This window comes from Paenibacillus xylanexedens (genome assembly GCF_007676705.1).
GTDB lineage: Bacteria > Bacillota > Bacilli > Paenibacillales > Paenibacillaceae > Paenibacillus > Paenibacillus xylanexedens_C.
Genome location: NZ_VEBF01000003.1, coordinates 1 through 22715, shown reverse-complemented (window position 1 = coordinate 22715; position 22715 = coordinate 1). Strand labels below are relative to the sequence as shown.

Below are 22715 nucleotides of genomic sequence, written 5' to 3'. Positions count from 1 at the left end.
ACTGGTTTTGAGCATCAGAAGTGTGATGAAGAATCGGATTGAACCTGCTTTAGCAGGATTACTCGGAATTAAAACAAGAGCAAGGCTAAAGCCTATTTCTCATTTAGAAATGAAAAATGAGAAATGGATCTCGACTGGAAACGATCCATCTTTCTTGGTAACTGGAAGGTATTTTTCAGGTTGGAACAAGATTAAATGGGAATCTGAAGCGAAGTCCGTTATCCCTCTTAAGATGTACTGGGATCAGGGGAACGGATTTTCTGAGTCAGAAAGCCTTACTTTTTCTACTATTCCGAAGGGGTTTGTGAAACGTGAAGTTACGGTTTATATTCCTCCGGGAACTCAAAATTTGAGAATTGATCCGGGTGAAGATGAAGCAGAGTTCATGTTTACGAATGTACAGTTGAAAAAAACGACACGAATTAAAATGGTCCTTGGTTTTGCCTGGAAAATCATTCACCGAAAAGGACTAACAAATCAAGTAACTCTTCAGCTGTTGAAGAAAGGTTTTCAAACTTTGCGGACAAGTGGCCTTAAGGCTACTTGGTCTAAGTTTAAAGCCTATACCGGCCATCATGCCATTGGATCTACAGGGAGCTATGAAAGCTGGATTGCAAATCAAGCGCTGACATCTATTGATATCAAAAGAATTAAAGATGAAATCGAGCGAATGGCATACAAGCCTCTTATATCGATTATTGTTCCTGTCTATAATGTTGAAGAAAAGTGGCTCCGTCTATGTATTGATTCGGTTTTAAACCAACTTTATCCTAACTGGGAACTTTGCATCGCCGATGATGCTTCCGACAAACCTCATATTAAAAAGGTATTGAATGAATACGCGCAAAAAGACAGTCGAATCAAGGTGGTTTTTCGTGATAAAAATGGGCATATATCAGAGTCATCAAATTCAGCACTAGATGTAGCGACAGGGGAATACATAGGTCTGCTAGATCATGATGATGAACTTACTATTAATGCCTTGTATGAAAATGTTAAGCTTCTTAATCAACACCCCGAAGCTGACATAGTCTATAGTGACGAAGATAAAATCAGTGAAGAAGGTGTCCGCCACTCTCCGTATTTCAAGCCGGATTGGTCTCCAGATCTTTTGCTATCCCAAATGTACACCTGTCATTTCAGTATATACCGCAAAAGTCTGATAGACCAAGTAGGTGGCTTTAGAAAAGGGTATGAAGGAAGTCAGGATTACGATCTTGTATTGAGAGTTAGCGAACTGACTGAAAAGATTTATCATATTCCCAAAATCTTGTACCACTGGAGAACAATTGCTGGGTCCACAGCATTTCAGGGTTCTTCCAAAAGCTATACTCATATCTCTGGTATGAAGGCCTTAGAAGATGCATTGAGTAGAAGAAAGGTTAACGGGTGGGTAGAAGGAATCGAAGGGATTCCTAATCTTTACCAAGTGAATTATAAATTAGAGCAAGAACCGTTTGTGTCAATTGTAATTCCTAATAAAAATCTAGCTGATGTATTAGATAAATGCTTGGATTCTATTTTCAACAAGACTACCTATTCTAACTATGAAGTGCTAGTCGTGGACAACGGTAGCGATACTTTAGATACCTTTGAAGTCTACAAAAAATGGGTTGAGGCACAACCAAATCGTTTTCGATACTGTGAATATGACGTTCCCTTTAATTATTCTAAAATTAATAATTTTGGTGTGAAACAAACACGTGGAGAACTAATCCTTCTGCTGAATAATGATGTCGAAGTGATTACTCCTAACTGGCTGACTGAAATGGCAAGTCAGGCTTTGAGATCCGAAATTGGAGCAGTAGGTGCATGTCTTTACTATCCGGATAATACGATACAACATGCTGGCGTTGTGCTCGGTATTGGTGGAGTAGCAGGCCACAGCCATAAACATTTTAGGGCATCTGAGAACGGATATTTTAGCCGGTTGAAGATGATCAGCAATTATACGGCCGTCACTGCGGCTTGCTTGATGATTAAAAAGGAGATTTACCAGGAAGTAGGTGGACTTGAGGAAAGTCTCCAAGTTGCGTTTAATGACGTGGATTTTTGCTTGAAGGTTTATAAAGAAGGCTATCGTAATATTTGGCTACCACAAGTGCAATTGTATCATTATGAATCCAAAAGTAGAGGATATGAGGATACCCCTGAAAAGCAAAGGCGATTCAAGAGTGAAATGGACTTTATGAGAGAAAAATGGGGTGATATTCTAGACAATGATCCTTATTACAATCCAAATTTGAGCAGAGTGAAAGAGGACTTTTCTATTATATAGTTTGAACTAAAAAATATACCTGAAGTATAAGCCGATCAAAATGACTTGAGAATAACGGTTGATTGTGATTTATAAATTTCGATTTTGTTACATGAGAGCGATTGACGTAGAACATCCGGAAAAATACATTGTTCACGATATCCTGCTTGAGCCACTTCCACAGATCTTCTACGGGATTAAGTTCCGGGCTGTATTTGGCAAACAAAAAAATTGCAACCTTGGATTCTTTCTCAAAAAGGCTGAATCACTTTAGATGAATGCGGGCGTAAAAGAAATGTTTGAGGACTTGCAGATTGGGCGCATAGAGAAAAGGATTACAGAAGCTGCATTTTTAATTGAGAATCGACTCTCTTGGACTGATGTTGATGCTTTAAAAGAGAATTTGGTTAAATACGAATCTCAACTTTCTGAATATACAGAAAAGCTTCAGTTAGTTAATGAGGTAATTGCAACACTAGAAGAATAACAATAAAAGTCGTCCAAATGGACAGCTTTTTATTTGAATAAATGTTGAATGTGATACAAATACCTTATCATTGTCCCATTTAGAAAAATCGTGTAACATTTAGGAGGTGCAAAGGAGGACTTTACTTGTTTAAGAAATATCTGTCACTGTGGATCGTCTTATTTGTTATGTTGGTAAAAGGAATCGTTTGGGTATATATTATACCGCCACTGCAAAATCCTGATGAGCATGTTCATTTTGCTTACGTACAGTACATGGGAGAAGAAAATAAAGTACCGATTCAAGCAAGTGATCAGTCTTACTCTCATGAACTGAATTTATTTACTATGGCAGTTAAAATGAACGATATTGCGTTTAATTCAGATGTTAAATTCAGTATTAACCCAAATATCTACGAGTTGCTATATACTCCGGAAAATAGCAATCCAGAAATGCGAACTGCATCAGGAAGTAACCTTGCTGCAGGTTATCCACCTGGATATTATTTTTTCGCTTCTCTAGTATATAAGTTAGGTTATGGAGCATCAATTTTATTCCGGTTATATGCTGTGAGAATACTATCAGTCATTCTTGGTTTGGTAGCCGTTACATTAGCTTATTTTATAGGAAAAAGAATTGAACCTAAGTCTAATTTCCTGGCTATTATACTGGCGATCATGACGGGGATGCAGCCTATGTTCTCTATGGTTGGAGCAGCTGTTAATAACGACATAATGATGGACGTTGCAACTATTGCTCTTCTATACTGGTTGTTGCACATAGTTACTGTGCAAAGTAAAAAAACGAGTTTAATCATAGGAGGAATACTAGCGGGCTTTGGTTTAATCATAAAAGCTCATATGGTATATGTTTGCGGTATAATATTATTGATTGCCCTCATAGTTTTTATCATAAAATATGGATGGGCATATGCACTGAAATCAGCTTCGTTCGTTGCTGTTCCGATGTTCTTTGTGTACTTACCATGGATGATCTTTAGTTATATCCAGTATGGATCATTTACTGGTGGGGTTGCTTTTCAGCCTGAAGGAGATCCAACACACGGATTAGCATGGTATCTCCAAAATGCTATGTTTAATGAAGCTGGCAGAGAGAGATTTTTTGATGTTTGGGTAAAAATGTATTGGGCAAAATTCGGTTGGCTAGATACAGAGTTTTATCCGAAATTGATCTATACAATCATTGCACTAGCAATGGTTATTGGAATTATTGGTTCGATTTACGGGATTATTCGTAAAAAAGAAAATTACAAATATGTTTTATTCAGCTTGATATTTGTGATCGGGAACTTAGCGTTCCTTTATATAGTGGAAATTGTTTATTTCGCTGAATATCATAATTTCATGCTACAAGGGAGATACATTTTAACCTCACTAGTCCCATTTAATTTAATTCTTTTATTTGGTTTTAGATTCATTTTCCCTGAAAGATTTAAAAATTACGTTTACTATTCAGCTGGATTGTTAATGGTTGTATTAAATTTAATGTCAATTGGTCTGATATACAGTAGATACTATTAATATTTTAAGTCCTACTTAGGGGATTTATTTATCCAACTTTATTTTATATTTATGAATTTCATAATACTAAGAGGGATGAAAAAAACTTTTGTGGTTTGTATGGCTGCTCTGATTTTTACATCAGGTGTTGGGGTTAATCCAATATCCTCTGGTACGGGTGATATCTTTGACAGACCTATTGCTAGAAAGATAACAGAGATCATCCGGAAGGATGAGCAAGCTAAATGGATCGCATTAGATAGTCTGGTAAATGGTCAGTATCTATTGTCATTAGGTGCAAAAACCTTTAATAGCGTTCATTTTTTACCTGACCTAAACCAATGGAGGGAAATGGATGTAATTGGCGAGTATACGGATGTATATAATCGATACGCACATGTAAAAGTGAGTTGTACAAATGAGCCTATTTCTTTCCAATTAATGAGTACCGATTCTTTCAACATAGAACTCAATACAAATGATTTGGAAAAAACGGGTGTGCAATATATACTGTCTCCCAAGCAACTAATCGATTATAAAAACTTTAATGAGATATACTTTGATCCGTCGAGCGGTTTATATATTTATTCGATAGTAGGAGGCCATAGACTTTGAAGGTAATTTTGATCATACCTGCGTATAATGAAGAGAAAAATATAGCAAAGTTACTTCAGGTTTTATGTTTGGATTATAAAAACGTTGACGTTCTAGTTATTAATGATTGCTCTACTGATAATACGTCAAAAGTTTGTGACCAGTTCAATGTGAAGGTTATTAACCTTCCATGCAATCTTGGAATTGGTGGGGCTGTGCAAACAGGCTATAAATTTGCGCAGATGCACAATTATGATATCGCTATTCAGGTTGATGGTGACGGACAACATAATCCAGAGTATATAAAAGATCTAGTAGATCCCTTAGTGAAAAATGAAGCAGATCTTATTATTGGGTCCAGGTACATTTCTAAAATTGGATTTCAATCAACATTCTTAAGAAGAGTAGGCATTAATTATTTTTCTAGACTGCTTCGTATTCTTACGGGACAACTCATAACAGATCCCACTTCGGGATATAGAGCTTGCAATAAGAGGGTAATTGAAATATTTGCGAAAAGGTATCCGGTTGATTACCCGGAACCTGAATCTATTATGTATCTAAAACGGAATAGATTACGCATTAAGGAGATCCCTGTGGTGATGGAAGCTAGGCTTGAAGGTAAATCGTCAATAACATTAATAAAATCTGCGTATTATATGGCAAAGGTATCTCTTGCAATTCTTATAGATAGCCTGCGCAAGCAGATAGTATAGGTATGGGACTATTATGATATCACTAAAATTGCAAATAATTCTCGTCGTAGGGTCTGTACTCAGTTTTTTGATTTTGTTGAATTTATTAAGAAGGTATAGATTAGAGTTAAAGTATTCAATGCTCTGGATTTTTATAATGATATTTGTGATGATTTTATCTTTATTCCCTAAAATGTTTACTCATGTTGCAAATACTTTAGGGATTGAGATGCCTGTAAACGCGCTGTTCTTTCTAGCTATTTTTGGTATGATAGTTATATTGTTCTCTTTGACAGTTGAAATTTCACGTGCCACTCTGAAAATAAAAGAATTATCACAAGAGCTAGGCATATTGAAACATGAACTCAAACAGATTAATGATAGTTGTAATAAGGATTAGGGAAAAAAGGATAGAAGAAGGAAAGGGAATCTTTATGCATAAGGCGCCTACTCTTATAAGCTATATTCTTTTAACATTAAATATACTGATGTTATGCGGAGGACAAATTTTATTTAAGTTAGGTTTAGAGAAACTTGGTGGTGTGAATTTATCAAATGCATGGAAAGCTATTTTTACACTTCCTATTTTTACCGGTTTGGTATTGTACGCTCTAGCCACATTGATATGGTTTGTAGTTTTATCGAGAATGCCACTGAGCGTAGCGTATCCTATTCAAAGTGTTGCATACGTGCTTGGCATAGGAGCAGCATTAATATTTTTTAATGAGCCTGTGTCTCTTATGAAGTGGATTGGTGCAATGATCATTATGATTGGTGTTTTTTTTATTGCGTTAGATTAAACTATTACAATTATAGTTGGAGGTATATTTGAATTGAAAGGAATTATACTCGCTGGTGGAACAGGTTCACGTTTGTATCCACTTACCAAAGTAACCAATAAACATCTTCTTCCCGTAGGGAAGTACCCTATGATCTTTCATTCGGTTTATAAACTCAAACAGTCGGGTATTGAAGACATCCTCATTGTAACAGGTAAAGATCACATGGGTGATGTGGTTAACTTACTCGGCAGCGGAAGTGACATGGGGGTTAGTTTTACATACAAGGTCCAAGACGAAGCTGGTGGTATAGCTCAGGCGTTGGATCTTGCTGAGCATTTTGTCGGAGATGATCAGATGGTGGTCATTCTAGGAGACAATGTGTTTGAAGATGATATTTCACCTTTTGTTGAAAACTTCAAAACTCAATCTACTGGAGCAAAAATTCTTATCCAAGAAGTTCATGACCCAACTCGATTTGGTGTTCCCGAAATTGATGGTTCTCGTATTCTATCAATTGAAGAGAAACCTAAAGCTCCTAAGAGTAATTACGCGGTAACTGGAATTTACATGTTTGATCATACCGTATTCGAGATTGTAAAAACATTAAAGCCATCCGATCGAGGAGAATTAGAGATCACAGACGTTAACAATGCATATATTGAAAGAGAACAACTGTCTTTTGATATTCTCCAAGGATGGTGGACCGATGCAGGTACGCATCCTTCATTGGCACGTGCTAATGAATTGGCTAAAGATATTGTTTTCGGAGAAGAATTCGGCAAGTTGAAATTGTAGGAGGGTATGGAGATGAAAATAACCCCTTTAAAATTGCAAGGCGCAAGCTTGATTGAGCCAGTGGTTCATGGTGATCATAGAGGTTTTTTCGTTGAGAGTTTCAATGAAGCTGTTTTATTAGATAAAGGAATTAAGCATACATTCGTTCAAGATAATCAGTCTTTGTCTGCCCAGCCTGGTGTACTTCGGGGTCTTCATTATCAGTTGAATCCGAAGGCACAGACCAAGTTAATCCGCGTTATTGCTGGTGCAATCTACGATGTTATCGTTGATATACGTAAAGGGTCGCCGACCTTCGGCAAATGGGAAGGTTTCATCCTTAGCGAGCATAATCATCGCCAGCTACTGGTACCCAAGGGATTCGCCCACGGTTTCTGTACGTTGGTTCCAAACACCCAAGTTTTGTACAAAGTAGACGAGTACTATTCCCCGGAGAACGACCGAGGCATATTATGGAGTGACCCGGCACTTGGAATTGATTGGCCCACATCCAATCCGGTTTTGTCAGAGAAAGACCAGAAGCATCCTTTGCTTCAAAATGCGGAAATTAACTTCGATTTCGAAGTGAAGTAATTAGGAGGTTTCGATCATATGAAACTGCTTGTGACCGGCGGCGCCGGATTTATTGGAAGTAACTTTGTCATGTATATGCTTGAGCAGTACCCAGACTATGAGATTATCAACGTGGATGCACTCACATATGCGGGCAATCTGGAGAACTTAAAATCACTTGAAAGCAACAAGCGGCATACCTTCGTCAAGGCAGATATCACTGATGCCAAGGAGATGGACCGCCTGATAGGTCAGGGTGTAGATGTGATAGTTAACTTTGCTGCCGAATCTCATGTGGATCGCAGTATTCTGGAACCGGACGTATTTGTAAGAACGAACGTCAATGGTACTCAGGTATTGTTGGATGCTGCGAAGAAGCACAGCATCACCAAATTCGTTCAAGTTTCGACTGATGAAGTATATGGATCTCTCGGACCTACAGGGTTGTTTACAGAAGATACGCCTCTACAGCCTAACAGCCCGTATTCAGCCTCCAAGGCAGGAGGAGATTTGCTGGTACGTGCTTATCATGAGACCTTTGGTCTGCCTGTAAATATTACCCGCTGTTCTAACAACTACGGTCCACTCCAGTTCCCTGAGAAGCTAATTCCACTCATGATCTCACGTGCGTTAAATGATGAGGCTCTGCCAGTCTACGGTGACGGGTTGAACATTCGGGATTGGCTTTATGTAGAGGACCATTGCAGCGCAATTGATCTGGTTATCCATAAGGGGCGTAATGGTGAGGTGTACAATATCGGCGGCAATAATGAGCGAACGAACGTACACATTGTCCAAACCATCTTGGAGCAACTGGGCAAACCAGAATCTCTGATCCAATATGTACAGGACCGTCCTGGACATGATCGCAGATATGGCATTGATCCGACTAAAACAATGACTGAACTTGGCTGGAAGCCCAAACATAATTTTGAGACGGGAATTAAGGAAACGATACAGTGGTATCTCGATAATAAGGAATGGTGGACTCGTATTCAATCGGGCGCTTATCAAGAATACTACGAAAAACAATACGGTTCTCGTTTGGGAGACGCCAAGGCATGAAGGTTCTGGTAACTGGAGCAAGCGGACAGCTCGGACGCGATGTGGTGCTTCTTTTGGAAAAAGTGGGGCATGATGTTCTAGCATGTGATCGGGATCAAATGGATATTACCAATCAGGCACAGTGTAATGACGTCATTTCCTCCTATCATCCTGAAGTGGTCATTCATTGTGCAGCTTATACAGCCGTAGATGCAGCGGAGACGGATGTCGATGGTGCGTATAAGGTGAATGCGGCAGGAACACGTAATGTTGCTGTAGCGGCAGAAAAAGCTGGAGCCAAACTAATTTATATTAGTACGGACTATGTATTTGATGGCAAATCGGTAGATCCTTATCAAGAATATGATAATACGAATCCGCAAAGCGTGTATGGCAAATCCAAACGAGCTGGAGAATGGTTGGTGCAGTCTCTGTCCTCCAGATGGTTCGTTGTACGAACGTCTTGGGTGTACGGACTTTACGGAAATAATTTTGTTAAAACGATGTTGAAGCTGGGCCAGGAAAAACCAAAATTGCAGGTTGTCCATGATCAAAAAGGATCGCCTACGTATACGGTAGACTTGGCAGGATTCCTTATGGAACTCATGGCAACAGAAATGTATGGAATATACCATGCCTCCAATAGTGGTACCTGCACATGGTATGAATTTACTCAGGCTATATTTGAGGAGGCTCAAACCACTGGAGGGGTATCCATTCAAGCAAAATTGGAACCTTGCACAACCGAACAGTTCCCCAGACCGGCTCCTAGGCCCGTCAATTCAGTTATGGACCACGTGTCCATTCGGACAAATGGCTTGACGGATCTCCGCCCATGGCGGGACGGACTAAAAGATTTTATTTTTTCCTTGTCAGAAACTAAATAATTATAACATCCTTTTAGGTAACTCTCGCTCTGGTATTTCTGGGCGGGAGTTTTCGTATATAATGAAGAAAAGTTAATTTTTGAGGTGAAACGTGAACGAACCTAAAGTATGTGTCATGCTTTCTACATATAACGGAGCAAAGTATATTGATGAACAACTCGAAAGCCTTCTTGCACAGAGTCAGGTCGATCTCCACATTCATATCAGGGATGATGGTTCTTCCGATGAAACAGTCCAGAAGGTTCGTGGGTATGCCAAGGCATATCCGGATCAGATTCGTATGATTGAAGGGGAAAATGTAGGCGTAATCGGAAGTTTTTTTGAATTAATGCGTCAAACGCAGCCTGTATACGACTTCTATGCATTCTGTGATCAAGATGATGTGTGGATGCAAGACAAACTTAGTAGAGCAGTAACTAGATTACAAATAAGGCAATTGAATGTACCACTTATGTACTGTTCTTCTACACAAATGGTAGATCAGGATTTGAACAATCTGAATATATGGCCCAAATTGCCTCCCAAACCTTTAAGTTTGTATAATGCCTTGGTGGAAAATTGTTGTGTTGGTTGTACTATGGTTTTGAATTCAATAACATTTGAGCAAGTTACTAAAAACATTCCCTCCGATTTCACACAGGTTATTATGCATGATCGTTGGATTTATCTGTACGTCAGTGCTTTTGGAGATGTAATTTTTGATGAAGATCCAAAAATTCTGTACCGCCAACATCAGGAGAATGTTCTGGGGGGGAGCGACGAATCATTGATTATAAAATGGAAAAACAGATGGGACCGTTTCATAAATGAAAAAAGTTTTAGATTAAGTAGGCAAGCTGCCTTATTTCTTAAAGTGTACAAAGGACAACTATCTTTGCAGCAACAAGAGGATATACAGCAATTTTTAGTTCAATTGAGCAGCCATTGGATTAAACGCTTAAAATATGCTTTCAATATGCCCTTTTACCGTCATACCTATCTTGATAATCTTGTGCTCAAACTCATATACGTTCTAAAGAAAGTTTAGTTGAATGAAGCAATCTGAAGATATGCTTGCTTCGATTTTTTTCGTCCATAATATGTTATACTTTCAATAGTTAAACACAGCATTAAAGTCAGGAGTTTTTCCAGAATGATTGAGACAGTAGATCTTTCCTTACGAGGAAAATCGAAAAATAATAGTTCGTATGATCCGGATATCAGCATCATCATCGTCAACTTCAATACACGCCAGCTAACATTGGACTGTCTGGCATCGGTATATGCATCCCAAACCTTTTACCAATACGAGGTTATTGTCATAGACAATGCGTCTCATGATGGCTCGGTGGAAGCGATTCGTGAGGTGTACCCGGACGTCCAACTCATCGCTAATCAGAACAACTCAGGTTTCTCCGTAGCCAATAATCAAGGAATGGAAGTAGCCAAAGGCCGTTATATACTGCTTCTTAACTCCGATACAGTCATCCAGTCGGATACACTCCACACCATGATCTACTTCATGGATCGCCATCCTGAGATGGGAGCATCTGGCTGCAAAGTCATCCTGCCGGATGGCTCCTTGGATAAGGCTTGTAAGCGTGGATTTCCTACGCCGTCAGCGTCATTTTATTACGCATTCGGTATTTCTCGTCTTTTCCCCGATCGGCCGAAGTTTAATCAATATCAACTGGGACATTTGAGCCCTGATGATGAATATCCGGTAGACTGTCTTGTCGGTGCGTTCATGTTAGTGCGGCGTGAGACGATTGAGCAGGTTGGCGGGTTGGATGAGACGTTCTTTATGTATGGAGAAGATATTGACTGGTGTTATCGCATCAAAGAGGCGGGTTGGGGCATTTTTTATTATCCGCGTACATATATTGTGCACTACAAGGGTGCCAGTGCCCGTCGCAAACCTTTGAAAATTACGTATGAGTTTCATAGAGCGATGTGGGTGTTCCACCGCAAGCACTACGCGAAGAAATACAATCCGCTGACGAATGCAGTTGTGTGGGTAGGCATCTCGCTCAAATTTACTTTGTCCCTGCTGCGCAGCAAATTGTCCCTTCCTTCTCGACAAGGGCAGACTGCAACCCGCATGAGAGCGGAGAATGAAGCATCTTCCGAGGTGAACCCATGATTCGGCGTAATCAACGATTTCTAACTCAATTGTATATTGCGGCTGATTTTGGCGTAATCCAGCTTTCATTTTTGTTGGCCTGGTGGCTGAAATTTGAGAGTGACCTGTTAACGAACCAAAATCCACTACCTATAGAGAAATATATGATGTGGAGCTTAGTTTACGCAGCTCTTGCTATCATTACAGGACTGATGTCCTCTCTTTATATAGCCAAGCGAAAAAAACGATTTGTAGACGAACTTTGGAGAATCCTCCAATCTCATGGCATAGCCTTCTTCATGCTGCTGAGCCTGATGTTCTTTTTCAAAGAAGTAAACATCTCACGTGCATATCTCGCCATGTATATGATTGGCAATGTATCATTCACACTGTTCTATCGCTATATAGTGAAAGTGCAACTGAAACGCTTGCGCAAAAAAGGCTTCAACCGTCAGTTTGTGCTCATCCTTGGTGCTGGATCACTAGGCAAACGTTTCTATGACAACCTTAGAAATTATCCCGAACTTGGATATGAAGTGACTGGATTCCTGGATGATTACCGTCACTGGGATCAGAGTGAACAGAAAAGATACAAACCCATTCTTGGCCGAATCGACGAACTGGAAGAGTTCTTGTCTACGCATCTTGTTGATGAAGTCATTCTGGCATTACCTCTGGATGCTCACGATAAGTATTCGCATATTATCAATGTGTGTGAGAAGGCAGGCGTTCGGACACTAATCATTCCTGACTTCTTTGATTACTTGCCAGCACGGCCTCATTTTGATAATTTTGCAGGCATGCCGATGATTAACGTTCGCGACATTCCACTGGATATTGCGGTGAACCGATTGATGAAGAGAACTTTCGATATTCTTTTCTCTCTCACTGCGATCCTCTTAACTTCTCCGGTAATGCTCGTTGTCGCGGTAGGAGTACGACTTACTTCTTCTGGGCCCGTCATCTTCAAACAAGAGCGAGTAGGACTTAACCGACGCAACTTCATGATGTTCAAATTCCGCTCGATGAAAGTCATTCCTGAGGGCACAATGGACACAGGGTGGTCCACCAAGAATGATCCGCGACGAACGGCTTTTGGCACTTTTATAAGACGCACAAGTCTAGATGAGTTACCTCAATTTTTCAACGTTTTGCTTGGTCATATGAGTGTTGTTGGTCCTCGGCCAGAACGACCTTACTACGTCAACCAATTCAGGGATGAAATCCCAAAATATATGATCAAACACCATGTCCGCCCAGGAATCACAGGATTGGCACAGAGCAAGGGATTACGAGGAGATACCTCAATCGAGGATCGAATTGAACAAGATATCTTTTATATTGAAAACTGGTCTTTATTATTCGATATCAAAATCATATGGGAAACCATTCGAAATGGTCTCAAGAATGCATATTAGGATTACCTAACGGTATTGATTTACAATCTTTCATCCCACCATTTAACAGCCGCCTCCGGGCGGCTATTTTGTTTTGCACCTCCTCAATTCGGGTAGTTAGCTATCAAAAAGGTACTGAGGATGTGAATGCTATATGAAACGCATTGCCGCCGTTTTAACATTATTAATCGTTACCGTAGGTACACTCTTTTTTGCCTATGAAAGCCAGAGTGAAGAACAACGGGACGGATTTACCGCTTATAGATTAATAGCCCATGCAATGGGCAGCATTCGTGATCAACCATATACCAACGCCTATGAAGCGATGATAGCCAATTATGAGAAAGGCACACGTGTATTTGAAATCGACTTTATGCTGACCTCGGATCGCAAAGCCGTAGCCAGACATGAATGGACTGCTAATATGAGCAAAATGCTAGGACAAGACGAAGAGCTTCCGGAGGATAAACAGGCCGGGGCGCTGACACATGATGAATTCATGGATACGCCAATCTTGGGCATGTATCAACCCATGGATGCCGATGGCATTATTGATGTACTGGCTCAGTACCCGGATATGTATATCGTAACCGACACCAAGGAACAGAAGGACGAGGACATTCAGCAGGTGTTACAGTCCCTGGTGGATGCAGCCAAAGAACATGATCCCTCCGTGCTGGATCGGGTGGTGGTACAGATCTATAACGAACCGATGCTTGATACGGTGAAAGAAGTCTATGCATTCCCTTCCATTATCTATACGTTATATGCAACACAGGATACAGAAGCTCAGATTGTTGATTTCGTGCAAAAAAATGATATCGATGCCGTAACCATGCCGGAATATAAAGTAAACCAGAATTTCGTAGCCAATCTGAATAGTGCGGGTTCTGTCACCTACGTGCACACCATCAATGATACTGAACAAGTGGCTAACTATGAGAAGTGGGGCGTGTACGGGGTATACTCAGACGTGCTGACGGAGCAGGAACTGGATGAGATGAATACACGTTTTGCGTGGAAACCATAAAAAAATACTGCTTTCCTGTTCCCCTTTTTATACGAACATTGACACTCACTGTCTGCTGACTTAGACTTAGTTTACAAGCTTTCTAGGATGCAGAAGAACCTCTGGAGGAATGTTCGTTGATAGATATGATTAAGCAGTGGAGACATGTATTTAAGCTTGACCCGGACCGGGAAATTACGGACGAAGAACTCGATCTGGTCTGCATGTCGGGGACCGATGCGATTATCATCGGCGGATCTTCCGGAATTACCTATGATAACACGGTAGACCTGATGTCCCGCGTGCGTCGCTATGAGTTGCCCTGTGTGCTTGAAGTATCCGATCTGGAGGCCGTGGTGCCCGGGTTCGACGGATATCTGATCCCGATGGTCCTGAATGCAACGGATAGCAAATGGATGATTGGGCACCACCAGCAGGCCATAGAGCGTTATGGTTATCTCATTCCATGGGATCTGCTTATTGCCGAGGGCTATATTGTGCTTAATGGGAACTCCACGGTAGCGCGGTTGACTGGTGCAGATACGGAATTGACAACAGGAGCTGCAGTGGCATATGCCCAGGCTGCGGAGCGTCTGCTCAATCTTCCAATCGTATACATGGAGTACAGTGGAACGTTCGGAGATATGGAGCTTGTTGGTGAGACGCACAGACAACTGGATCGGGCGCACCTGATCTATGGCGGCGGAATTGATGATCCGGAGAAAGCCTCGCAAGCTGCCCAGGTGGCAGATACCGTCGTGGTAGGTAACATTGTGTACAGCGATTTGAATAAGGCACTTGAGACGGTGTTGGCCGTGAAAGGAACCGTTTAATCGGTTTAGTTTACCAATCCCCCATTTTCCCCTTATGATCTGTTAAAATAGAACTTTGCCCTAACTAATTAAAGAAGTTATATGAGCGTAATGTCGTTTACACGAAAACGAAGGACAGAAGTAAGCTGAAGAAGCGAAGCGTTCGCCTTTATTCCTGGATTTCACCTTTTACTAAGAGATTCGTATACAGGAACTATGTTTACACAAAAACGGAGAGTGCAGAAGCAATCTGAAGAAACAAAGTGTTCTCTCTTGTATTTTTACTACCTTTAAATATAAGCTAAACTAATTTTTACACGAGAACGAAGAGGACAGAAATAAGCTGGAGAAGCGGAGCGTTCGCCTTTATTACCGGATTTTCACCTTTGAAAAAGTAGATAAAAAAAATCCGGGAATAACAGCGATCGAAAGATTATTCTGTCATCGGAGTGGTGAGTGTAACCTATTAATTTTGCTTTATAGACCAACCAATGAAAGGAGCATGCATGCATGCAACCTGTAAATATACATGATGCCGTTGCACGACTTAACACCCCTCAACGGCAAGCCGTCGAGGCGACGGATGGCCCGCTGTTGATTATGGCCGGAGCGGGCAGTGGCAAGACCCGGGTACTGACACACCGGATTGCCTACCTTATTGCAACACGGAAGGCGCCTCCGTGGGGCATTTTAGCGATTACATTTACGAACAAAGCCGCCCGTGAGATGCAAGACCGGGTTTCCCAACTGGTTGGTGGCTCCCAGGGCCGCGACATTTGGGTATCCACGTTCCACTCCATGTGCGTGCGTATTCTGCGCCGTGACATTGAACGTATTGGTTTTACCTCCAACTTCAGCATTTTGGACTCATCGGACCAACTATCTGTAATTCGCAGCTGTATGAAAGACCAGAATATTGATACGAAGAAGTTTGAACCTAAGGCAGTTCAATCCATGATGAGTACGGCGAAGAATGAACTAATCAGTCCGGAGCAATATGAGAAGCAGTCGGGAGACTATTTCGAGGGTATTGTGGCGAAGGTATATAAGATGTACCAGAAACGGTTAAGAGCCAACAACTCGCTTGATTTCGATGATCTCATTATGCAGACCATTCAACTGTTCAAGGAAGTGCCTGAGGTCCTCGACTTTTACCAAAAGAAATTCCAGTACATTCACGTTGATGAATACCAGGATACGAACCGTGCACAGTACATGCTGTGCCGCATGCTTGCTGACAGTCACCACCGTATCTGCGTTGTAGGGGATAGCGACCAGTCGATCTATCGCTGGCGCGGGGCGGATATCAGCAATATCCTGAACTTTGAGAAAGATTACCCTGAAGCAAATACGATTTTGCTGGAGCAGAACTATCGTTCTACTTCCAATATCCTGAATGCAGCGAATGAAGTGATCGGCCTGAATACGGGGCGTAAACCGAAGAAACTGTGGACGGACAAAGAGGGTGGTTCGAAGATCAAGGTGTACCGTGCGGATTCCGAACATGATGAGGGGTATTTTGTTACTTCCGAGATTAGTAAAAATGTGAAGAACGGCAAATCCTATCAGAACCATGCTATTTTGTACCGTACCAACGCCCAGTCCCGGGTTATAGAGGAAATTCTGATCAAGTCTGATATTCCGTATCAGATTGTCGGCGGCATCAAGTTCTATGATCGTAAAGAGATCAAGGACATTCTGGCGTATCTGCGCCTGTTATCCAATCCAGACGATGACATCAGTCTCACCCGGATCATTAATGTTCCTAAGCGTAGTATCGGTGATACAACGGTAGCGAAGCTCGCGGCTGCGGCAGGAGAGCGTGGGATTTCCATTTACCGAGTACTTCAGGTTGTGGACGATCTTGGATTTGCAGGCCGTACGCGGAATGCGCTGGTGGAGTTCTATGACATGATCGCTGCGTTGCATCAGATGGTAGAGTATCTGTCTGTAACTGAACTGACCGAGAAAATTCTTGAGATGAGTCAATACCGTCTTGAGATGCAAAATGAAAACACACTCGAATCTCGTGCACGGCTGGAGAACATTGATGAGTTCCTGTCAGTAACCATGGAATTTCAGAAAAATAATGAAGACAAAACGCTCGTATCGTTCCTCACCGATCTTGCATTGATTGCTGACATCGACAGTATGAACGATGATGAAGAGGACCAGAGCGACGCTGTTACCCTGATGACCATGCACAGTGCCAAAGGTCTGGAGTTCCCGGTTGTCTTTATCGTGGGTATGGAAGAAGGGGTCTTCCCGCATAGCCGTGCATTTATGGACAATGAAGAGTTGGAAGAAGAACGCCGACTTGCTTATGTAGGGATCACCCGTGCGGAAGAGCAACTCTTCCTGTCTTGTGCCCAGATGCGGACGTTGTTTGGACGTACAACGGCGAACCCGCCTTCCCGCTTCTTGGATGAAATTCCGGACGAGCTAAAGGAAGACACCTCGATGGCTCGTGATCGTTACCGCCGCGGCAGTAGCGGAGGCGGCTCGTATGGTGGACGTGGACTGGGTTCCAGTGGGGGAAGTAACTTTGGTGGTGGCACCAAGCTGTTCGATCACCAAAGCAAGAGCGGTTCATCTGCTACTTCATCCACGCCAACTTCGCGTGTGACTACAAGTGTCTCCCGCCCAACATATGCTACCCCATCATCTGCTTCCAAGCCTGTAGCTTCTAATGGTGAAGCAGGGTTTAAGGCAGGAGATAAAGTGCAGCATGGCAAATGGGGAACAGGCACGATTGTTGCGGTCAAAGGTACAGGGAATGATACCGAGTTGCAGATTGCATTCCCGGCTCCGGTTGGCGTGAAACGTCTGCTTGCCGGTTTTGCCCCAATTACCAAAGTAGAATAATTTTTGGACGAAACTTCCTTTTGCACGATAACAGAGAGAACAGAAATAACTTTCCTAAGGAAAACTGCTTCTTAAGCATCTTCCTCGTTTTTGTCACGGGATTTCTAACCTTGATTGATATGACTAGAAATCTATATAAGTTCAATGTAATATCGGCACGGTAACGGAGAGAACAGAAATAACTTGAAGAAGCAAAGCGTTCGCCTTTATCCACGGATTTCTACCTTCTAAAATGAATTAAAAGAAATCTGGGGATAACAGTGATCGGAAAGTTATTCTGTTATTGGAGTGTTAGTGTGGATATACATTCATTGAAATTATGTAGTGATACCAACGATGGAAAGTTATTCTGTTCCGAGTTTCAAGTGCAATAGGGGTGTTCGTTCTACATATATGATCAAATTAACGGAGGGATGGCCCTGTATGGACCCGATGCACCGGATGGAGCAACTCGTTACCGAGCTGAATCAGCATAATTATCAGTACTACACGATGGATCAGCCACAGATCAGCGATAAGGAGTATGACCTTCTGTACGATGAACTGGTTACGCTGGAACAGGAAAGCGGCATGGTTCTGCCTGATTCTCCAACCCAGCGTGTGGGTGGCGAATTGCTCAAGGGGTTTACCCCACATCGCCATTTATCCTCATTGTGGAGTTTGGACAAAGCGCAGAATATTGAGCAGCTACGGAGCTGGAATACCCGTGTACTGAAACTGATTAATGACTATAACAGTAAAAATCCGGATACGCCGTTACCGGAACCGGGTTATGTCATCGAGTTGAAGTTTGACGGATTGACGTTGAACCTGACCTACACCAACGGTGAGTTGGTACAAGCCTCTACGCGTGGTAACGGTACGGTGGGCGAAGGGATACTGGCACAGGTTAGAACGATCCGATCCGTTCCGCTCAAAATTCCTTACACAAGCGGGACGATTGAAGTACAAGGTGAAGGCATCATGAATCTGTCCGTCTTGGACCGATACAATGAGACGGCGGCCGAGCCGCTCAAGAATGCACGGAATGCAGCAGCGGGAGCGCTCCGCAACCTGAATCCGAAGGCGACGGCTGAGCGTCGACTGAATGCTTATTTTTATAACGTAGGTTATTCGGATGACATTCAGTTTGCCAATCATCAGCAGATGATGGATTTCCTGCGTGAGAACCGCTTCAAAGTGAATCCATCCATCACGTATTTCCATGAGTTTGATGATGTAGTGGAGCAACTGGCCGCCATTCAGGAGAACCGGGGTCAACTGGACTATCTGATTGATGGAGCTGTTATCAAAATTACGGACATGCGCACACGCGAGGTGCTGGGTTATACCGATAAGTTCCCTCGCTGGGCGGTGGCATATAAATTCGAGGCAGAAGAGACCACGACGGTTCTTAACGCAGTGGTATGGAATGTAGGTCGTACCGGCAAAGTAACTCCACTGGCACGGGTAGAACCGGTTGAACTTGCCGGGGTAACGGTTCAGAACTGCACTCTTAACAATGTCGGCGATATTGAGCGTAAAAATCTGAAGTTCGCTCTGGGCACACGGGTCTTTATCCGACGCTCCAATGACGTCATTCCTGAGATTCTGGGTAAAGTGACTGAGGAGAGTGATGGCGAGGAGATCGTCTTCCCTGAGCAGTGTCCGGCATGTGGATTCCCACTGGAGCAACGCGGAGCGCATCTATTCTGTAACAATAGACTTGCGTGTAAACCGCAAACGGTGGCACGAATTTCCCACTTTGCTTCCCGTGATGCCATGGACATCGAGACATTCAGTGAGAAAACGGCGATTCAGTTGTATGATGAATTGAACGTACGTGAGCCTGCCGACCTGTATACGTTACAGTTTGATGATCTGGTGAAGCTGGAGCGGTTTGGGGAAAAGAAAGCGAACAACCTTATCGCTGCGCTGGAACTCAGTAAGGATCGTGATCTGGCTTCCTTCTTATACTCACTGGGTATTCCGAACACAGGTAAATCCACCACGCGCATGCTCGCTGATCATTACCGGGATCTGCACGCCATTATGAATGCAACCGTGGAAGAACTGGTTGAGTTACCCGACGTGGGTGGTATCGTGGCTGAGAGCATCGTAAACTTTTTTGCAGATCCGTTTACACAGGCTGCGATTGAGAAAATGCTCAACTTGGGCGTGAAAGCTCAGGCACCTGAGGCACCAGCCGTTGCTGTTGTGGAAGATTCCTTCTTCAGTGGTAAAACGGTCGTCTTGACCGGAACACTGCACCAATTGACGCGGGAAGAGGCGACGCAAAGACTGGAAGCACTCGGAGCGAAGGTAACTGGCAGTGTGTCGAAAAAGACAGATTTGGTTATTGCCGGAGAGAAGGCAGGTAGTAAACTAACCAAAGCACATGATCTTGGCATTCCTACGATTGAGGATGAGGACGAACTTGTACGTCTTTTGAATCCCTAGGGTTAAAGTGTAATTAGAGAGTTCATAATGAGGAAAAAGAAAAAAGCCCCCGCAGACACGAATATGTGATCGGGGGCTTTTGTTAGTTATCTAGATTATTTTTACAACGAGTGCACAGTCACCAATCTTAACTGATCAGGATCCACTAATGTTGTTAGGAATGCGCTGAGATGCGCCTGTAAGCCATGCATCCTTGTCATATCCTCGTTCTTCCCAGTAACCGATATGTTCACTGTCGATGAGTTCAATGCGATTTAACCATTTTACCGATTTATAGGCATACATCTGAGGAATGACAAGCCGTACCGGACCACCAAGATCAGCGGGGATAGGTTTGCCATCATGCATGACAGCGACCATAATATCCTCCATCTGCGCTTGATCCATCGTAATGGCATCCGTATACACACCATCACCGGAATAAAATTTCACACTATGAGCTCCCGGCTTTACTCCGGCTTGTTTCAAAAGCTGTGCAAGAGAAATGCCCTCCCACGTATTCTTATACACAGACCATCCCGTAACACAGTGGAAATCACTAACCTGTACGGTACGCGCCAGCTTCACGAATTGTTCCCAGTTCCATACCTGTGCCCGTTCAACCATCCCATCGATTCGGAAAGACCAGTTAGCATTGGAGAAGGATGGTATAGGCGTAACTGTATATACGCGGAAATGACCTTCAGCCCCGCCTCCGATGGGAGGTGAAGAGGCAGACAGCGGTTGTGGCAGAGGAACCATACGGTTAGGATCGTTCTCCAGCATGCTATCAATACTATTATCGATTTTGAGATTTCGTCCTACCCAGGATATAAAAGTAGGGCCAAGAGTCACGGCGAGACCAACCCCCACAGCAGAGCGGATGAAAGCTCGTCGTGTATACAACGGTTGAGGTCGCTCTTCTGGTCTGAGGGAATCTCTTTCCGAATTTCGATCAAACTGGGAAGAAGATATAGCAGCCGGAGTTTCTTTTTCATCCGATATTGAATCAGCTGGATCAGCTTGATTTTGAGCTCGTGTTGAAGTTGTATTGGTTTTCACTGCACGACGTGCAGGATCCTTTAACCATTTGGTTCGAGTGATGGAGTGGTAAATAATATAAGGCAAGCCTACCCAAGTTAGCAGGTCATGGATCAGAAGTGCAGCATTTGACCAACGTGGTCCAGCTAGCTTGAACTGCCATAATACAATACCCGAGAGGAGCCATCCCACCAACAGGGCGAGAACGACTATAGTATTTACCCTCTGCCATGGTCTGTTACGAAGTTGTTTCCAGTGCTTTCCGGCCAAAATCAAGTAATATATTACGGGAGCAAGCATAGCTAGCCCAACGACGATATGTAGCCATTTTAGCCAGACACGTCCAATTCCGAGTATCTCGCGCCAAAAGCCACCAACCAGCATAAGCCCCGTGATTGTAAGGATCATAACGATCCAGGCATTCCAAGCGTGGATGGAAACCAATTTTTTGCCGTAACCTTTGCGTACATTCTTTAACCATTCTATCAAGCGCGATCACCCCAAGTAGGAATAATGGTTAATTCTAATCTTTGATATGTAATAGCCAACTGTGGTTGGAGTGCGTGTTATCCAAGTAAAGGTTTATAAGAGATGGTTAACGGTTGTTCATAGTCTAACCATATGAAGAAGACATCCGATTGCTGATCCCTTCCCTATAGCTATATACCTTATTATAGAGTTTTTGGATCACTTTCATCAAACGAAGAGGAGGGTAAGGATCGTTATCCTGATCGGGACTCTAGCTAAACCTTATCTAGATCCTTAATTCCTTATGGCTATAGAAGGCAGTATTATAGAAATGATTTATTTCTTTTATATGTAATACACGTTAAGGGGAGACCATCATTGGTTCAGAGAATGTGTTAATCTGTCGAATACAGGTTGGAGACAACACACCACTAATAAAGATTCTAGATTTCAGAAGGTTGATTAAAAATGCTTGCTAAATAAATCACAACGTGATATATTATTTCTTGTCGCCTCAAACGAATGATTGTCATGATCATTTGAAAGATGACGAAAACAAATTGTTGACAGTAAGTTAGTTAACATGATATGATAAGATTCCTGTCCGGTTGACAAACATCAACATAAACGGACATACAAGTTCCTTGAAAACTGAACAAATGGATAGTAACTTTTGATTCACAATGAATCGTCAGATTCAAAATGAGCTTATCGCTCTTTTCAATACTTTATTGGAGAGTTTGATCCTGGCTCAGGACGAACGCTGGCGGCATGCCTAATACATGCAAGTCGAGCGGACTTGATGAGAAGCTTGCTTCTCTGATAGTTAGCGGCGGACGGGTGAGTAACACGTAGGCAACCTGCCCTCAAGTTTGGGACAACTACCGGAAACGGTAGCTAATACCGAATAATTGTTTTCTTCGCCTGAAGAGAACTGGAAAGACGGAGCAATCTGTCACTTGGGGATGGGCCTGCGGCGCATTAGCTAGTTGGTGAGGTAACGGCTCACCAA

Annotated in this window: 20 protein-coding genes and 1 rRNA gene; 19 read left to right on the top strand and 2 right to left on the bottom strand. The window is 42.6% G+C overall.

The genetic code is table 11. The features are described 5' to 3' along the window. Window positions 1-25 precede the first annotated feature (25 nt). On the top strand, window positions 26-2278 hold the full coding sequence (locus FS628_RS18150; protein WP_145324993.1) for a glycosyltransferase family 2 protein: 2253 nt from the start codon (window positions 26-28) through the stop codon (window positions 2276-2278). On the opposite strand, the gene FS628_RS32710 is transcribed toward FS628_RS18150, so the two are convergent. Further along, window positions 2271-2483 (bottom strand): transposase, encoded by a 213-nt coding sequence (locus FS628_RS32710; protein ID WP_260871104.1) that lies wholly within the window; start codon window positions 2481-2483, stop codon window positions 2271-2273. The genes FS628_RS18150 and FS628_RS32710 overlap by 8 nt on opposite strands. A gap of 48 nt (window positions 2484-2531) precedes the next feature. Between FS628_RS32710 and FS628_RS18140 the strand changes: the two genes are divergently transcribed. The 17 genes from FS628_RS18140 (at window position 2532) to ligA (ending at window position 20215) form a co-directional block, all read left to right on the top strand. Next, window positions 2532-2744 carry a hypothetical protein gene (locus tag FS628_RS18140; RefSeq protein ID WP_145324283.1) on the top strand — a complete coding sequence of 71 codons (213 nt, stop codon included), beginning with the start codon at window positions 2532-2534 and terminating at the stop codon, window positions 2742-2744. Between the two features lie 125 nt (window positions 2745-2869). Beyond that, window positions 2870-4264 (top strand): DUF2142 domain-containing protein, encoded by a 1395-nt coding sequence (locus FS628_RS18135; protein WP_260871103.1) that lies wholly within the window; start codon window positions 2870-2872, stop codon window positions 4262-4264. Between the two features lie 99 nt (window positions 4265-4363). Further along, the gene (locus FS628_RS18130) at window positions 4364-4858 is read left to right on the top strand and encodes a DUF7654 domain-containing protein (protein WP_222125257.1); all 495 of its coding nucleotides are present in this window, start codon (window positions 4364-4366) and stop codon (window positions 4856-4858) included. Beyond that, window positions 4855-5553, top strand: coding sequence for a glycosyltransferase family 2 protein (locus tag FS628_RS18125; protein ID WP_145324279.1), 699 nt, complete (start codon window positions 4855-4857; stop codon window positions 5551-5553). The genes FS628_RS18130 and FS628_RS18125 overlap by 4 nt, the downstream gene beginning before the upstream one ends. A 13-nt stretch (window positions 5554-5566) precedes the next feature. Next, a complete protein-coding gene (locus FS628_RS18120) occupies window positions 5567-5932 on the top strand; it encodes a DUF2304 domain-containing protein (RefSeq protein ID WP_145324277.1) in 366 nt (121 codons plus the stop codon). 34 nt (window positions 5933-5966) lie between these two features. Next, complete coding sequence (locus FS628_RS18115) at window positions 5967-6332, top strand: EamA family transporter (protein WP_145324275.1); 366 nt, start codon at window positions 5967-5969, stop codon at window positions 6330-6332. A 33-nt stretch (window positions 6333-6365) separates the two neighbouring features. Beyond that, window positions 6366-7109: a sugar phosphate nucleotidyltransferase gene (locus FS628_RS18110; RefSeq protein ID WP_145324273.1), complete on the top strand. Its 744-nt coding sequence runs from the start codon at window positions 6366-6368 to the stop codon at window positions 7107-7109. Between the two features lie 12 nt (window positions 7110-7121). Continuing rightward, window positions 7122-7682 (top strand): dTDP-4-dehydrorhamnose 3,5-epimerase, encoded by a 561-nt coding sequence (gene rfbC, locus FS628_RS18105; RefSeq protein ID WP_145324271.1) that lies wholly within the window; start codon window positions 7122-7124, stop codon window positions 7680-7682. Between the two features lie 18 nt (window positions 7683-7700). Further along, entirely contained in the window at window positions 7701-8726 is a 1026-nt protein-coding gene (gene rfbB, locus FS628_RS18100) for a dTDP-glucose 4,6-dehydratase (RefSeq protein ID WP_145324269.1), read from the top strand. Next, a complete protein-coding gene (rfbD, locus tag FS628_RS18095; RefSeq protein ID WP_145324267.1) occupies window positions 8723-9592 on the top strand; it encodes a dTDP-4-dehydrorhamnose reductase in 870 nt (289 codons plus the stop codon). The genes rfbB and rfbD overlap by 4 nt, the downstream gene beginning before the upstream one ends. A 91-nt stretch (window positions 9593-9683) precedes the next feature. Further along, window positions 9684-10619, top strand: coding sequence for a glycosyltransferase family 2 protein (locus FS628_RS18090; RefSeq protein ID WP_260871102.1), 936 nt, complete (start codon window positions 9684-9686; stop codon window positions 10617-10619). A 105-nt stretch (window positions 10620-10724) separates the two neighbouring features. Continuing rightward, window positions 10725-11714, top strand: coding sequence for a glycosyltransferase family 2 protein (locus FS628_RS18085; protein ID WP_145324265.1), 990 nt, complete (start codon window positions 10725-10727; stop codon window positions 11712-11714). Further along, entirely contained in the window at window positions 11711-13111 is a 1401-nt protein-coding gene (locus tag FS628_RS18080; RefSeq protein ID WP_145324263.1) for an undecaprenyl-phosphate glucose phosphotransferase, read from the top strand. The genes FS628_RS18085 and FS628_RS18080 overlap by 4 nt, the downstream gene beginning before the upstream one ends. A 133-nt stretch (window positions 13112-13244) precedes the next feature. After that, window positions 13245-14120, top strand: a complete 876-nt coding sequence (locus FS628_RS18075) for a phosphatidylinositol-specific phospholipase C/glycerophosphodiester phosphodiesterase family protein (RefSeq protein WP_145324261.1) — start codon at window positions 13245-13247, stop codon at window positions 14118-14120. 116 nt (window positions 14121-14236) lie between these two features. Then, on the top strand, window positions 14237-14932 hold the full coding sequence (locus FS628_RS18070) for a heptaprenylglyceryl phosphate synthase (protein WP_145324259.1): 696 nt from the start codon (window positions 14237-14239) through the stop codon (window positions 14930-14932). A 489-nt stretch (window positions 14933-15421) separates the two neighbouring features. After that, a complete protein-coding gene (gene pcrA, locus FS628_RS18065) occupies window positions 15422-17776 on the top strand; it encodes a DNA helicase PcrA (RefSeq protein ID WP_145324257.1) in 2355 nt (784 codons plus the stop codon). A 423-nt stretch (window positions 17777-18199) separates the two neighbouring features. Continuing rightward, window positions 18200-20215 (top strand): NAD-dependent DNA ligase LigA, encoded by a 2016-nt coding sequence (gene ligA / locus FS628_RS18060; RefSeq protein ID WP_145324255.1) that lies wholly within the window; start codon window positions 18200-18202, stop codon window positions 20213-20215. A gap of 135 nt (window positions 20216-20350) precedes the next feature. Here ligA and FS628_RS18055 read toward each other — a convergent pair whose 3' ends face one another. Beyond that, the gene (locus FS628_RS18055) at window positions 20351-21724 is read right to left on the bottom strand and encodes a molybdopterin-dependent oxidoreductase (RefSeq protein WP_145324253.1); all 1374 of its coding nucleotides are present in this window, start codon (window positions 21722-21724) and stop codon (window positions 20351-20353) included. A 707-nt stretch (window positions 21725-22431) separates the two neighbouring features. On the opposite strand from FS628_RS18055, the gene FS628_RS18050 reads away from it, so the two are divergent. Then, window positions 22432-22715 (top strand): 16S ribosomal RNA (locus FS628_RS18050); the annotation flags it as partial.

Coding starts and splice junctions, on each gene's coding strand:
- FS628_RS18130 (WP_222125257.1), top strand. CDS start 4,364: ATGGCTGCTCTGATTTTTACATCAGGTGTTGGGGTTAATCCAATATCC.
- FS628_RS18075 (WP_145324261.1), top strand. CDS start 13,245: ATGAAACGCATTGCCGCCGTTTTAACATTATTAATCGTTACCGTAGGT.
- FS628_RS18080 (WP_145324263.1), top strand. CDS start 11,711: ATGATTCGGCGTAATCAACGATTTCTAACTCAATTGTATATTGCGGCT.
- FS628_RS18120 (WP_145324277.1), top strand. CDS start 5,567: ATGATATCACTAAAATTGCAAATAATTCTCGTCGTAGGGTCTGTACTC.
- FS628_RS18150 (WP_145324993.1), top strand. CDS start 26: ATGAAGAATCGGATTGAACCTGCTTTAGCAGGATTACTCGGAATTAAA.
- ligA (WP_145324255.1), top strand. CDS start 18,200: ATGGACCCGATGCACCGGATGGAGCAACTCGTTACCGAGCTGAATCAG.
- FS628_RS18140 (WP_145324283.1), top strand. CDS start 2,532: ATGAATGCGGGCGTAAAAGAAATGTTTGAGGACTTGCAGATTGGGCGC.
- pcrA (WP_145324257.1), top strand. CDS start 15,422: ATGCAACCTGTAAATATACATGATGCCGTTGCACGACTTAACACCCCT.
- rfbB (WP_145324269.1), top strand. CDS start 7,701: ATGAAACTGCTTGTGACCGGCGGCGCCGGATTTATTGGAAGTAACTTT.
- rfbC (WP_145324271.1), top strand. CDS start 7,122: ATGAAAATAACCCCTTTAAAATTGCAAGGCGCAAGCTTGATTGAGCCA.
- rfbD (WP_145324267.1), top strand. CDS start 8,723: ATGAAGGTTCTGGTAACTGGAGCAAGCGGACAGCTCGGACGCGATGTG.
- FS628_RS18115 (WP_145324275.1), top strand. CDS start 5,967: ATGCATAAGGCGCCTACTCTTATAAGCTATATTCTTTTAACATTAAAT.
- FS628_RS18085 (WP_145324265.1), top strand. CDS start 10,725: ATGATTGAGACAGTAGATCTTTCCTTACGAGGAAAATCGAAAAATAAT.